General features: G+C 40.9%; 9 protein-coding genes. All 9 read right to left on the bottom strand.

The genetic code is table 11. The annotated features are described in order from the left end of the window. Positions 1–6 precede the first annotated feature (6 nt). Complete coding sequence (locus QWZ01_RS04845) at positions 7–3,450, bottom strand: SusC/RagA family TonB-linked outer membrane protein (RefSeq protein WP_290322123.1); 3,444 nt, start codon at positions 3,448–3,450, stop codon at positions 7–9. A 6-nt stretch (positions 3,451–3,456) separates the two neighbouring features. Next, positions 3,457–4,425 (bottom strand): FecR family protein, encoded by a 969-nt coding sequence (locus tag QWZ01_RS04840; RefSeq protein ID WP_290322122.1) that lies wholly within the window; start codon positions 4,423–4,425, stop codon positions 3,457–3,459. 176 nt (positions 4,426–4,601) lie between these two features. Then, positions 4,602–5,183, bottom strand: a complete 582-nt coding sequence (locus QWZ01_RS04835; protein WP_290322121.1) for an RNA polymerase sigma factor — start codon at positions 5,181–5,183, stop codon at positions 4,602–4,604. A 94-nt stretch (positions 5,184–5,277) separates the two neighbouring features. Then, a complete protein-coding gene (locus QWZ01_RS04830) occupies positions 5,278–6,828 on the bottom strand; it encodes a DHA2 family efflux MFS transporter permease subunit (RefSeq protein WP_290322120.1) in 1,551 nt (516 codons plus the stop codon). Positions 6,829–7,125: 297 nt separating this feature from the next. Beyond that, the gene (locus QWZ01_RS04825) at positions 7,126–8,457 is read right to left on the bottom strand and encodes a TldD/PmbA family protein (RefSeq protein WP_290322119.1); all 1,332 of its coding nucleotides are present in this window, start codon (positions 8,455–8,457) and stop codon (positions 7,126–7,128) included. Between the two features lie 7 nt (positions 8,458–8,464). Then, the gene (locus tag QWZ01_RS04820) at positions 8,465–10,102 is read right to left on the bottom strand and encodes a TldD/PmbA family protein (RefSeq protein ID WP_290322118.1); all 1,638 of its coding nucleotides are present in this window, start codon (positions 10,100–10,102) and stop codon (positions 8,465–8,467) included. 59 nt (positions 10,103–10,161) lie between these two features. Continuing rightward, positions 10,162–11,988, bottom strand: coding sequence for a hypothetical protein (locus QWZ01_RS04815; RefSeq protein WP_290322117.1), 1,827 nt, complete (start codon positions 11,986–11,988; stop codon positions 10,162–10,164). A gap of 6 nt (positions 11,989–11,994) precedes the next feature. Continuing rightward, on the bottom strand, positions 11,995–14,112 hold the full coding sequence (locus QWZ01_RS04810; RefSeq protein WP_290322116.1) for a DUF4175 family protein: 2,118 nt from the start codon (positions 14,110–14,112) through the stop codon (positions 11,995–11,997). After that, on the bottom strand, positions 14,105–15,637 hold the full coding sequence (locus QWZ01_RS04805) for a BatA domain-containing protein (RefSeq protein ID WP_290322115.1): 1,533 nt from the start codon (positions 15,635–15,637) through the stop codon (positions 14,105–14,107). The genes QWZ01_RS04810 and QWZ01_RS04805 overlap by 8 nt, the downstream gene beginning before the upstream one ends. Positions 15,638–15,650 lie beyond the last annotated feature (13 nt).

Here is a 15,650-nt window from a genome sequence, read left to right as displayed (position 1 = left end):
AGCTGATTAAAGTGAGATCACGAGGTTAACACCCATTGTTCTGGTTGATGGGAACTGGCCAATTTCAAAACCTTGTGTAATATCTGAGCCATTAAGGGTACCAAATTCAGGATCAAATCCAGGCCATTTTGTCCAGATAAATAAGTCGCGGCCGTAAACACCTATGGTTGCTCTTTGTATACCTATCCTTGACGCAAATTTTGCCGGAAGCGTGTAATCAAACCGGGCCTCACGAAGTTTGATAAAGTTTGTGCTGAACGTTGCACCTTCGGCGTTGTTAACCCCAAAGTTCGATTGATAATATTGGTCAATATCAGATGCAACAACATCATTTTTGCGATAACTACCATCAGGGTTTTGTACTACACCATTACCGATAATACCATTGTATCTGCCCGGAAGCGTATTTTTAGTTTTTCCCTGCTCGGCCAGTTTGTAAGAAGTTAAAGAGTAAGCAACCGCGCCGTACTGGGCATCAAACAATATTCCGAAGTGAAATTGTTTGTACTTGAAATCGTTATTGAAACCCAATTTCCATTTTGGCGAAGTGTTGCCCAGATAAACCGGGTCGGGAGATAAAAGCGCAAAACCTGTTTTAAGATCAAAAACTACCTGACCATCAGGGGCACGTAAATAGCCTCTGCCGTAAAGCGCGCCCATGCTGCCGCCTACTTTTGCTATGATCTGGCTGCCGCCTGTTGGGCCGTTCTGTAATACTACAGAGCTATCTGCCAGCTCCTTGATCTTGTTACGGTTTGATGAGAAGGTGATATTGGCCGACCACGTGAACCCTTTAGGGTTTGATATCGGGCTACCATTTACAGCTACCTCTATACCCTGGTTTTGTATCTTTCCAATATTAAGTATTTGCCTGCTGTAACCCGAAGAGGCATCAACTACCCGGCTCAGGATTTGATTTTTAGTGTTGCCAGAATATAAAGCCACATCAACACCTAAACGGTTTTTAAAGAAACGTACATCCGAGCCAACCTCAATAGTGTTGGTTCGTAAGGGCTCAAGATTTACATCGGGCATGGTGCCTGGGTTAATTAAACCACCGCTATAAGTACTTCCCGCTGTTCCGTAAGAGTATGACGTTTGGTATGGCGAAGTACCACCGCTACCTACGCTTGATACCGATGCTCTTAACTTGGCAAGACTGATAGATTCGGGTAGTTTAAACGCCTCAGATAAAACAAAGCTCGCGCTGGCCGATGGGTAGAAGAAACCTACCTTATCTGTTCTTTGAGGCGTTGCCAAAACACTGTTCCAATCCTGGCGACCCGTTAAATCAAGATATAAAAAGTTTTTGTAGCTGGTTGATAATAAACCATAAAAGCTATTCAAAGCATACTTGCTTTTATAAGGGAGGGTTATTAAAGCCCCTTTTGAATTGGCCGTAGTATAAATGCCCGGGTAATACAATGAGTCGGCTCGTACCTCATCTTTATTGTAAGTGTTTCGCAGCATACTACCACCTGCAGTAGCAGTTATGGTAATATCTTTATTTACCTTTTTATTATATCGCAGTAAGAAATCGGCACTTGCCTCTTCAGAGAAAATATTTTGTGTACGGTAAGAACCTAATGGATATTTAGTACCAGCATCGTAAGGGCGTTCCTGCGCACGTTGCTCATAACTCATGTCTAATGAAGTCCTCAATTGCAGGCTTAGTTCTTTAGTGATGCTGTAAGCAGCCTGCACGTTTCCGGTAACTGCATTTCGGTTTGATTTATTAATAAACTCATAAGATACAGCATAAGGGTTTTCAGGGAACGAACTGAAAGGGTATTCGATCTTACGGTTTTCCATGCCATTTACCCAATAGTTTTTCAGCCAGTTGAGGTTGGCGCTGGGTTGCCAGAAAATGAACCAATACATAGGCGATTGATTTCCGTAACCGGCACCAGGCAGGTTATCGCTGAATTTATCCTGGTAATTTACCTTTGAACTAATCGTAAGCTTATCGTTGATCTTTGAATTTACCGATACAGCCACACTATTACGGCCATAACCTGTATTCGGGATTATCCATTTATTGCTCACATTAGTTGCCGAAAAGCGCGCGGTTGTTTTATCGCTACCACCCTCAATACTTACCGAATTGGTAAACGTTTGGCCAGTATTAAAAAAATCGCGTATTTGATCTTTATAAGGCACCCATGGGGTTCTTACGGTTGATTGTTTTTGAGTTACCGGATCAAACTGGTAAAACATCTGCCCATCAAAACGCGGACCGTATGCAGAACTTGTTGCACTTGTGCTTGCACCATCCGGGCCTGCACCGTATGAATAATAAGTTGCGCCACCTGTACCTTGCCCGTACTCATACTGCAGATCGGGCCAGCGGTTAACTTTTTCTATAGATGCGTTTGAATTAACTGTTATTCCCAAGCCCTTACGTTTAGAACTGCCTGATTTCGTAGTGATAATAATAGCGCCATTAGCACCTCTCTGGCCATATAAAGCAGCTGCACCCGGGCCTTTCAATACCGAAATGGATTCAATATCCTCCGGGTTAATATCGTTGATACTGCTACCATAATCAGCAGGCATATTATCGCTGCCAGTACCGTAAACCACCTCGCCTGAAATAGCCGTACGCCTACCGCTACCATTGTTCATCACCACTCCATCCAATACTATCAGGGCTTCGTTATCGCCGGTAAGGTTGTTTTCACCTCGCAGGATAATTTTGTTTGATCCAGTGGGTCCGGCGTTTGAACGTACCAGGTTTAATCCGGCTACTTTCCCTGAAAGCGCATCTGTCCAGTTGCTTGAAAGCGCATCAGTCAATTGCTCACCTTTAATATTGGTTGCAGAATAACCCAGTGCCTTTTCGTCACGCTTAATGCCTAAGGCGGTAACCACTACCTCATTCAATGTAGAATTTGATTTAGCTAAAGTGATAGTCACACCAGCAGCGCTTTTATTAAAAACCTGGCTTTGTGCTTCAAAACCTACGGTTGAAAATTGTAATAAACTGCCATCTGGAATTGAAACCGTGAATGAACCATTGGCATTGGAAAAGGTCAACAGCCTTTTAGTATTATCACTCACGCTAACTCCGGCAAGCGGTAATTTATCATCAGCAGAAACTATTGTACCGCTCACGGTAACTACGTTCAGCTTTTTAATAACCAGGTTGCCATTAATGTTTTTTATACCTATACCAGCCTGCTGCAACACCTGGGTAAGCTTTTCAAGCTTTAAGGTTTCATCGGGCAGCGTAATAAGACTGTTCATATTTACATCGGCATCAAAAGAAACTTTGTAACCGTATTTGGTTTTCAGCGTATTTATTATGGCTTGTATACTCATGCGCTTCTGACCAAAACTATATTGATCGGCAGGCTTTACCTGCGCATGTACCACTGCCGAAAAAAGCAGCATAAGCAAAAGCGGGTATAATTTTTTTCGAATAAAAAATAAGAGTTTAAGTTGTTTCATATTTAATCAGAATAGTATTACGGTATGTGGGTTTTGGAAGTGATATTTTAAACCTGTGGCATAGCTTAAGCCATTTAGAAGGTTATCAAGGCCGGTATCTTTCATTTCGCCGCTAAAGCGCGCACGTTTACGGGCCGATGGTTTTACTTCGATGGTAATATTGTACCAGCGTTGTAGCTTTTCGGCTATTTCATCGGCATTGTTGTCATTAAAAAACAGGCTTTCATTTTGCAATGATGAGGCCTCCTGGGCATTCACCTGCTTAATAGTAATTTGACCACTATTTAGCTGATATATCAACTGCTGACCTGCCTTTAAATAGTGTGATTTATTACTTGCTGTAATACCTACCAATCCGGTAGCCACCTTAATCTCGGTGTTAGCTTTGGGGCGGGCATAAACATTAAATGAAGTACCCATCACCGTTACCGATAATTGATTATTGGTGCGGATAATGAAAGGTTTGTGCTCATCGTGCTTAACATCAAAAAAAGCTTCGCCTGTTAATGTCAACTCCCGTTTTTCTGTGTTAAATAAATTGGTATATGTTATTTTAGAGTTAGGGGCCATAAATACCTGTGTACCATCAGGCAGGGAAAGGCGGCCGCCAGCGTTTTTGGCGCTTTGTAAGGTTTGTATGGTGTTACCTGCTGCGTTTTTAGCACTGTTTACATAAAGCCATCCAAAAAAGCAAAACAATAATAAACTGGCAGCAATACCGACAAGTCTGTAATGCTTTAGAAAGCTTCTTTTATTTCCTGATGCCGGTAATTCAAATATCCTGTCGAGTAAACGCAGCCATTGTTCATCAATATCACTTGGTTTTAAGGGGTGCTCAAGCTGCTGCTTTCTTCTTTCCAGGTAAGTAAGTAAAAACTTATGCTCGGCTTGCTCTCCGGCCCAGTCAATTACCTCTTTTGCCTCCTTAGCTTTACAATCGCCGTTTACGTAATTCAATAATGTTTCCCAGTTCACTCTTTGTAATTTTATATAAAGAGCTTAATTGAGCCGGTTTCCACCTAAAGAGAAAATTACCAGTTTGTTAATTTTTTGTTAAATAGTGCCAGAAACGTAAAAAGCCGGAATAATCCGGCTTTTAGTTATTAAAGAGATCTTATCTACTTGTTTATTGGCTATATGCTAACTAAGGATTAGCCAATTATTGTAAACATGATATTCACCAGCATTAACCCTCCTGCAATTGTAGCTTTGTCAAGGTTACTGTTGTTAACAGCATGGCCAAGCTGCTCAATTGCTTCACGCATATTGTATTCAACCTTTTTTTCGGTAATATCAAGTATCTGGGCAATCTCAGCATTTTTTAAACCTAATAGCCGTAACTCAATCATTTCTTTGCGATGCACAGGCAGCTTATTGATCAGGTTTTCGACAATTTTTATGGATTGTTTAGCAACAAATTTTTCAAATGGATTGTACGTATTTTCAGGAATATTAAACGCGTCATCGGGCAGTTCTGAAGTTTGATAATGTGACGACAAAGCTTTTAATGCACCGTTTTTAGCGGATCGGAACAAATAAGGTTTCAGTTCATTAATCTGTAGCTTATCCTTTTGTTGCCATAAATTCAAAAACAGATCAGACAATACATCTTTTGCAAGGTCATCATCATTCACTATTGAATTAACATAGCCGAAAAGCGGAGTGTAATTATCTTTAAATATGCTTTCAAATCCTTCTAAAGTGTGCAATAAGGGCATATCTACTATTTCCATAACTTGGATTGCAAATTACGGGCAGTCATATTTATATAATAAAACACAAATGTTAAATTTACATTAACAAACACACAATAAAGATGCCCGTATTTTAATGATCTGAGGAAGGAATTACCAAAGGCTTCTTTTTGTCTCGCTTAGCGACAAAAAGTAACAAGGGCAGTACAATTGCAAAAAACAACCCGATCAGAAAATAGCCATCAAGGTAGCTGGAAAAAGAAGATTGTTTAATAACCACGTTCTCTATCAGTTGCATGGCCTTTTGTTTGGCATCAAGAAAACTAAAGCCTTTTTGCTGAAACGCCCCGGTGTAATTGCTGATACGGCTGATAGAAACAGGATTATCAGCAGTAATGTGCGTTATCAGATCAATCCGGTGTGAGACTATGCGACGGGCTACATAGGTATTTATAATGGAGATGCCAAATGAACCGCCCAATTGGCGCATCATGTTGTTTAAGGCAGTACCCTGAGGCATATCTTTAGCCTCCAGTGATGAAACGGCCAACGTACCCAAAGGCACAGTTAACAACGCCATACCTATAGCCCTGAAAATAAGATTTAAAGTAATTTCAATAGCAGGTGTTTCCAGGTTTATCCTTGACATTGACCAGTTAAAATAAATAAAGCATAAAAAGCCAAAAAACACAATCAAAGCCGCCGAAACCCCTTTTTGTAACAATTTACCGGTAAGCACAAGCGCCAATACAGCTACTATGGAACCTGGCAAAAGCAATAAACCCGATTGCGTTGGAGTAAAACCCAATAAGCGCTGTGCAACAACCGGTGTAAGATAAATAGATGTATACATGCCCATGCCTGTGATGAAAGTAAGCACAGCCGCTATACTCAATGATCTGAATCTCAGTATTCGCAAGTTGACCACCGGATTTTCGGTATATAATTCCCAAATAATAAAGGCAGTAAGCGATAGTGCTGCTACAACAGTTAAAAAAACAATGTAGCCAGCGGCAAACCAATCATCAGTTTGTCCGCGTTCTAAAACTACCTGTAATGATCCGATACCTATGATGAGTAAAAAGATACCGATCCAATCAACATGTTTTATTTTTTGTTTGATAAGTGGTTCATATAGTAAAAAGAAACAGGAAATAGCTGCGGCTACCCCAATTGGGATATTGATATAAAAGATCCAGGGCCATGAATAATTTTCAGTAATGTAACCACCCAGTGTTGGACCGATGGTTGGGCCAATAAATACGCCTATACCAAATAAGGCGCTGGCAGTAGCCTGTTTTTCCTTCGGAAATAGTTCATAAACCACTGTGGCCGAAACAGAAAGTAAAGCTCCCCCACCCAATCCTTGTAAAAAGCGGAATGCCACCAACTCCCAGATACCTGAAGCATTACCACACATGAACGAACAAAAGGTAAAAAGAATAATTGAGCCAATGTAGTAATTACGCCGTCCGAGGTTGTTAACTAAAAAACTGGTCATGGGGATCACAATAACATTGGCTATGGCATAAGAGGTTATTACCCAGGAAATATCTTCAAGTGTGGCTCCAAGATTTCCGCTCATGTAATTTAGCGCTACATTCACTATTGAAGTATCAATTAACTCCATGATAGCAGCTGCTATAACGGTTATAAGTAATATCTGGCGTTTTACGGGACTCATAATTATACTGATTGGTATATTTTATATTAAACTATTGCAATTGAATTTATAGATGAGTATAATTTCGTTCTAAATATACCAAACGGTATTTTTTTAGAACGAGACTAACCGCACCTCGATCAAATCACGATACAAATATACCGATTGGTATTAAATTAAAAACTCAGCTTAACCAATATTACAAAACCATGTCAAAGCATTAACTACGAAGAAGATCAATTCAGTTATTACAAATACAAACGGCCATTCCAGTTGAGGAATGGCCGTTTGTATTACTTGTTTAGCTTAAACCAGATGCTAAACCGCGTCGGATAATGAACTAAATGTAAAGTCCCTTATTTTCATAGGCGGAATGAGGTAACTCCTGTAGCTTTCTACACTGATGCTGCGTTCCTGTTTACCTAATGCTTCCAGATTATTCAGCATAATAACCGGACTTTCGTTAAAGCGGAAGTTTTTTACCGGGAACTTGATCTTTCCGTTTTCAATATAAAATGTACCATCGCGGGTAAGGCCGGTAAGCAACAGTGATTGGGGATCAACCATACGGATGTACCATAAGCGTGAAACCAATATGCCACGTTCGGTGCTTTTTATCAGGTCCTCTAAACTGGCATCGCCGCCTTCCATGATGATATTACCAGGGCCAGGCAAAGGTTTAACCCCTTTTTTATCGGCCCAATAACGGGAATAGCTTAAATTTTTAACCACTCCCTTATCTATCCACATTGTTTTTTCGCGAGGCAGGCCTTCCCCACTCCAGGTTGCTGAAGGCAAATCGGCATTAAAAGGATCGGAGTAAATAGTAACCTTGGGGTCCATCAACTGTTCACCCAAACGCGTACCACCGCCCTTTTTACTTAAAAAGCTACGTCCTTCTTCGGCACTTCGCGCGTCGAAACGGAACATGTTTTCCATCATATAGGTAGCAGCTACCGGCTCTAATATCACCGTATATTTTCCGGGCTCTATGGCTTTTGCCCCAGACGAGCTTAGGCACTTACCAGCCGCAACCTTAGTAGCAGCAAATGTATCCAGCTTACTTACATCAGTAAAACCTCTGGCGGCATATCCAGATGCTGTACCCGCTTCGTTACGGGTAGTTACCGAAAAAGTAACATCATTGCCTTTATTATAGGCAAACAAGCCTTTTGAATTCATCATAGCATTAAAGCTTGTTGAATTTTCAAGAAAACCTGCGGCCTGTAATTTGGCATCTTTGGTAACTGATAAACTTTTGGCTACCAACTCAGCACGGCTATCCGGTGTCATGCCGGCAGTATTCGCGTTGTAGGTTATAGAATCAGGAAAATTCTGCGGACCTAATACCGGCATATACTCAGGATTTGCCGGAGCCAGCTGGGCTAATTCTTCTGCCCTGCGTACAACCCTTTCCAGGGCCGCGTCGTCAAACTCATCAATGGTAGCGGTTCCGGCTTTTTTACCAAAAACCGAGGTTACGGCCAAGCTCATTATACTGATATCACCAGCTGTTGATACCGCGTTTAAGGCCGTTCTTATATTACCGCCTTCGCTGCCGCTTAAACTTGCTTCACACTCTTCGGCTTTTGAATAGGCAAGCACCTTCTTTAACAAAGCCTGTGCATCTTCTTTATTTAATATAGGCATAATTCAATTATCCGATCTTTCTTTTAGTGTTGATTACATTAACTCCTTTAAAATGCGCGGTTGATGCGCCATGCGATACCGCGCTTGATTGAGCTGGCTGACCTTTACCATCATTAAAGGCTCCGCCCAAACGATAATCGCGCTCATCACAAACCTGGGCACATGAATTCCAGAACTCCTGAGTATTGGCCTGGTAGGCTACATCGTTAAGCATACCTACAATTTTACCCTCTTTGATCTCATAAAATAGCTGACCACCAAATTGGAAGTTATAACGCTGCTGATCAATAGAGAAAGAGCCATCGCCAATGATATACACTCCTTTTTCCACGTTCTTGATCATTTCGTCAACACTTAAAGGAGTTTTACCCGGCTGAAGTGAAACGTTTGGCATACGCTGAAACTGTACATCCTGCCAGCTTTGAGAATAGCAGCAGCCCTGTGATTCATTCAGACCGATAATGTGCGCCTGATCACGAATGGCCTGATAATTAACCAGGATACCATCTTTAATAATATCCCACTTTTTACATTGCACACCCTCGTCATCATAACCTACGGCACCCAATGAACCAACCTGGGTTTTATCACCTACGATATTGACGACTTTACTTCCGAAATTAAATTTGCCCGATTTCCATTTATCTAAGGTTAAAAAGCTGGTACCTGCAAAGTTGGCCTCATACCCTAACACACGATCGAGCTCGGTTGGGTGACCAACAGATTCATGTATGGTTAACCACAGGTGCGAAGGATCAAGCACGAGGTCGTATTTACCCGGCTCAACCGATTTTGCCTTTAACTTATCGCCTGCCTGCTGGGTGGCATATTTAATATCTTCCAGCATATCGTAACGGTTTTTATAACGCGGAGTAACGCCTAAAACTTTTTCGCTGGCCAATGGGTCAAGGTACTCATACCCCATCCCTACCGGCGAACTTAGAGAGCGGCGGGTTTCAAAAGAACCGGCCGAAGGATCAATCTTAGTAACTGTAAAGCTTGGGTAAAGGCGGTGCACATCCTGATCAATATAAGAACCATCAGTGGATGCAAAATATTTTTGCTCATTAACCGCAAACATGATAGAGTTTACAAAGTTGGCCCCCCCAGCCATTGCCACTCCATTGGCGTTCAATAGCAGGTCAACTTTTTCTTTAATGGGTACTTCAAACGCGTTTTTAGTTAATGGTGTTTTCCAGCTTACATCGCCATAACCTTTTTGTGGGGCCAGCTGTACTGGCGCACCACCAATTTTAGCATTGGCCTTTGCAACCGCAACCGCCTTTAAGGCAGTTTTAGCCATACCCTCTTTGGTTACATCATTAGTAGCGGCAAAGCCCCAGCATCCGTTAGCAATAACCCGGATACCGATACCGTACGATTCGGTGTTAGCCACGTTAAGCACCTTGTTTTCACGGGTAATAACAAACTGGTTCAGGTAGCGGCCTATCCTGACATCGGCATAGGTAGCTCCGTTTGATTTGGCAGCATTCAAGGCTACATCTGCCAGCTCCTTCTTGATCTTTGCATCAACACCTTCCAGTGCTTGCAGCGGATCAATTGTTTTACCAAATCCGGATAAGCCGGGCAGCATCAACGCGCTGGCCCCCATACCCGTTAAATAAATAAAGTCGCGTCTTCTCAAAGTATGTTCCTCCTTTAGCACTTCAGGTATCCCACCATGGGTACCCTATGAACTTGTTTTTAAATTTTCAGATTATTTTTAACCTCCTGTTTTATGGAGGATGATACGGCCTGTGATAATTTAGCCTCGGCCCACAAAAACGTACTTGTAATTAGCAGTAAAACATAAAAATATATTTTAGGCACAGTATTTCTCGCTTTTTTCTGTATCTGTTTTGTTACATTATTCATTATTGCATTTTTCGCAATGTAGCTTTTGGTATCGGTCTGTTTTTTGAGTATTCGCAGACTTTTCCAATCTTGCTGATGGTATACATACCACCAATTCAGGCTTCCATTATTCATTTTTATGGAATGCCAGCCTGCATTTTGCGGCCAATAGGTATATTTATTCTCAAATGGTAAAAGAGGATTTTGCTGTGGCGAAAGGGTAACCTTACCAACTAACTGCACCTTTGACACCGTACCCTGCGCTTGCAAACTAACCGGACTTGATACGGTCGGGATGGCCGTAGACACATTCCACCTTTCGGTACCAGGAACCTTGCGCGCAGTCTTATTGATCAGGAGCGACCAAAGCGCCGTATAGTTATTCTTATTGCCGCTCAGTACCCAATTAAAGGTGCTATTTAAAGTCATGAATATTACCTTCCCGCTTCCGGATAAAATACTGCTGGCCAAAATGTGATTATGCTCATCATGTATTAATGGCTGAGAACCGGTTTGAAATTTTACATCAACCAAACTGTTACTTAGTTTTCCTAATTTTTGATCGTTTCCGGTAACCAATATGAATGAAGGTATTGTATCCCTACCCTGTAAACGTCCGGTTGCGAAACTGCTTTGCAGCCATGAATCTGATCTCAGCGTACTATCAGGTTTAGTAATGATACCTAAGCCATTTTGTGTAACCTCTGATTTTAAAGCCGCTGCCTCCTGTCCTTTTAATGACTTTAAAACAGCCAGATCACTTATCAGCACATCAAACTTGCTAAGCACTTGGGCAGAGAGATGATCTAAAGAAACTTTGGGTTGGTTAATGAACTCCGTACTAATTTTGCCTTTACTAATGGCGGACCTAACCGCTACACCAAAGCCACTTTCAGAGAGCCAGTTTTTCAAGAACCTGCTTTCAAAATCGGGTGACGATGTAAGCAGCAATACATTTAGTGGTTTTGAAGGCTCTATTTGGATAGGTATATCCTCTTTTTCAAGAGTATCGTTACCCGCTATAGTTAATAAATCAAACACGGCTCTGCCCGAAATTTTGGGTGCATTTTTAAGATGAATGTCTGCGGAACTATTTGGCTCAACAATAACAGAATCTAAAGATGTACTTAAGCCCCTGAGCAATAGCTTCACCTTTTTTGTTGATGAATTTTTAAAACTACCCTGAACAATTAATTCATCACCTGCTTTTAATTTTTCATTCCAACTTATTGCCGTAATACCTTGTTTTAATTCCTCCGGTTTAAAAACAACGGGGAGGTGATTTAACTGCTGCAATTGATCTTCATTTAAGCCATCACCTAATATCCGTAACGATGTAATTGTTGAGTCGGATGTCAATTCATTAACGCTGCTTAGCCATTTTACCTTATCACTTTTTATTGTATTATCTATAGTAAACAACCTGCTGTTGTTATATTTATTTAAACTATCAGCGTTAAAACCAGGAGTAAGTAATATAGCTTCCTGTTTACCTGATTGGAGTACATCGGCATTGTAGGTTAACGGAATGGCTATACACGCCAATGCAATTACGGCTAATAATACGGCCGAAATACGTAATATAAAATTCGCTTTGTCAGGCCGGACATACTCCTTCCAAACAGCAAGCGCTGCAACCATAACACAAACAATCACTACAAGGCTATTCCAGTTCATGCGCGATCATCTGTTTAAATGGTTAAGGTTTTTAAAATACTCCTGCGATAGCCCCATATCTGCAGGGTTTTGCGTTGCAAATGGTGTCTTCTTAGCTGACACCAATGTTTTTTGAATCGCCTTTTCAACCACGCTGATGTCTTGAGCTTGCACTTTGTTCTTAGCCGACATAATCCTACGCATAGCACTTAAGGCAGTTAAATAAACACCTGGCTCGGCTGATGCTTTTACGCTCAATTGCTGATTGGCCGAGGTTAGTGTATACCTGTCCTGATCATTTAAGTCGGCGCTTAATTTTAGGTGTTGTAATATAATAACAGCTTTTTTAAGATCAGCCTGTCCATCTTTAGCAGGTTTAATATCCTGTTGATTAACCTGTTGATTTATTTTAGAAAGATCACCGCTTAAGCGTTTATCTAATTTCAGCGGAGGTGCGTTGTAAGATGTTTTGGCAACGTATATCCTTGATTTTTGCTGCAGATCTTTTAATAATCGAAGCGCCTTATATTCAAACGGTAAGGCATCCTGCGGTTTGTATAACCGTAACTGAAGCTCAGCCCTCCACATTTCGGTAAGTGTAGCTTTTAGCTGCGCTTTGAGTTCCGGGTCAAAGAAACCGGCATCCTCCGCATTATCATGTTTGTCGGTATATTTATCCAGGATCACGGCAGCATTGCCATAATTTTTAACATCTGATACCGCATCATTTTCGTCGCCGCCAATGTCTGATTCTGATTCTTCTCCCAGAAATTTCCCATAACGCAGGCGTAATAGTTTTTGATCGGTACCGAGGTCGTTGCTTCTGCTTTTAAATTGCTCCACGCTGATGCTGTCTTTTTCTTTAAGCAATTTTTCAGAATCAAGGATGATCTGGCGTTCGCTCCTGAAAAACTCAGGCTTTTGATTTACACCACTCAGCACGCCATCCATACTTAACAGCTGAGCCGTGTCCTGAATGGAAACTGTATATACATCTGTTCTGCTTTGCTGCTGGTGAGTATCAATTGCCTGTATATAAAAATAAAGCTCGTCACCAGGTTCCATATTCAGCGCTGACAGTTTGATCAGTTTTTGTAAATTATATTGTGCCTGATGCCTGTTAAAAGATGCGGCGAAATCAAGCTTATATTCTTTGAACTTAACCGCCTCTCCGCTGCCTTTGGCTACAGTAGCAATGAGTTGAGCTTTACTAACACCGTAGTCATCATTAACAGCGGCCTCAATATTTACCTTAGGAGCCTCGCCCGCATCTATATAAGTATACTGCTTTGGTGTTTTAATGCGAATAACCGGAGGCAAATCTTTAATGATCTGCACCTGATATAGATCTGAAAGTTTACCATCAATACTTACCTGGTAAAAGCCGGGCCGGGTAATTTGTTTTTGAGCCTTCCACGATGTTTGTTCATTGTTTAGGCTTTTTAAAGCGATGGTTTCCTTATCATTGAATAGTATAGACACCTGTTTTACAGCAATGTTAGTGGTGATTTTCCAGGCGATCATTCCACCTTCTTCAATCAATATGGAAAATTTATCCTGTTGATGAGCAGCTTTGCCAGTGTATGAAGGGGGAGTAATGGTTACCCCTACTGCTGATATTTGGGGTAACACTTTTTCAACTACCCCTGGTTTAGTATTTGCTTTGGTGAAATTGGTTTTATAATGAGTTAAGATACCATTACTGCCAATACCCATTAAATGCCCACTCAAAAAAACAGCTAATAATAAAGCTGCCACTCCCCAAAAAAATGGTTTCATGAACTGCTTTTGCTGCACAGGGATCAAACTTAATTCGGGTTCAATTTTTGAAAGCTGAAGATGCTCTAAAAAGTTAAGTTCACCTTCGGGTTTTATGAACAAGTGCCCGCTCTCTTCTAATTGAATATAATGCCGGTTAAGATAAGTTGAGATTGCAAGCTCTGACACCTGCCAGACCCGGTGCCATATCATCAGCAGTGTTAGCGCCACTAAAAATATCAGCAAACCAAAAACTGTAAAAAATGAAAATATAGATGCGATTAAAATAGCAAATGCAGCTGCAAAAAGCACATCGGCTGCAACCCGATAACCGATATACCAGCTAAGTATGCTTCTTATTTTGTATGCCCCACTATGCTTAGTCATTTTTCAGTATAGCTTTATTTTTTTGAGACCACCATCTTTCCATCATAAAAACAGCTATCAAAGCACCCCATAAATAATGCGACAGATCAGTTTGTTGCTTTATTTGCTCAGTAGGTTTGTTATTATTCGCTGCAGCTTCATGAAATGGCAACAATTGTTCCTGATCCAGCATCCGCCGATCATATTGGTTGCTTTGCTCGTTTTCTTTTTTATCGATAATGAGTTTAAAAAGTAGCCTGGGAAAATCCTCACTCCAAACCAAATCACTCCAGGTTGGGTTAAAGCGGGAATAAAAATGAAAAATTTCTGTTTTACCTGTTTCGTTTTGGCTTAAAATAGGCCTCCCAAAACCATCATGCCATATTAAAGCTTCGTCTTTAGGCCCGGCATTAACCAGTTTATATGAGGCTATTTGTTTGCCCTGCTCGCCTACCGCATATGGGCTATTCGTTTTTATGCATGATACGGTGTTATCAATTGTTCCGGCTTCATATTTAAAAATATGACTTGTCTTTTTACTAATTGAAGCCTCTATTGGTTTATCAGACAACCAGAATATCCAGCTTTGCCCTGCCGGGATAAGCGCCGGATCATTATAGTTTTTGATATTGATCCTAAGCTGCCTGAAAGTAGCAATAGCCTGCAAAGTGGCTGTTAAATACCTGGCATCAACTGTATTTTTATCAGCATAAATAGTAAGTTGCAGCGTAGCAGTATCAATAATAACAGCAGTCTGACTGGTGTTATTAAGTTTAACTGTCGCATTGCCATCTTGGGTGTTTATCTCAAAAGGAGAATTACCTCTATCATCGGCTTTAACAATAGTATAGGTAAAGTTAGTTGCAGATGGCTTGCTGATCCCTGTAATTACCTTAATATCATTGTCAGGAGTAAACCACGCATCCTCAATCCATTTACTTACAGAATCTTTGGGCGTGTATGTTCTCCATTGTAAATTCAACCCTGTAGTTGGCTTTTCGCCTGTAAAATATCTGGTATCATTGGGTGTGATAATATAAACCGGCACTTCAGGTTCAAGCTGCTGATTTAATGCAGCTACCGTATTCCAATAATTAATATGATTTGATTGAGCATTGTTTTTTTGGTGGATGGAATCAGCGATAACTTTGTTCAGGTCTGCCTTGGCAAAACCTTTGTTAAAGAAATGGAACTCATAGCCTATTTTAATCAAAGAATCAACCAATGGTTTAAACTTGCCGTAGCCTTCTTTTAAATTTTCTTTAGGGATAAGCAACCAACCTTTTGATTTTGTTGCTGTATTATAGCGTTGCCAGATTGGGCCGGCTAACATAAGAGCCAGCAATAATAATAACAAGCAACGCAGTAAAAAAAGAGGTATATCATTCAGCCTAAAACTACGGCTGCTTTTTTGCGCGGCCTTATCAAAAAGCGAGATGCTGCCTATTTTTAAAGTTTTGCTGGGTTTTATATTCCACAGGTGTATAGCTACCGGTATACTTAAGGCGGCAATAGCAAACAACCAAATGGAATTTAAAAACAGCATTTATTATTAACAG

Source organism: Mucilaginibacter aquaedulcis (assembly GCF_030409325.1).
Lineage (GTDB): Bacteria > Bacteroidota > Bacteroidia > Sphingobacteriales > Sphingobacteriaceae > Mucilaginibacter > Mucilaginibacter aquaedulcis.
This window is presented reverse-complemented; position numbering and strand designations above follow the sequence as displayed.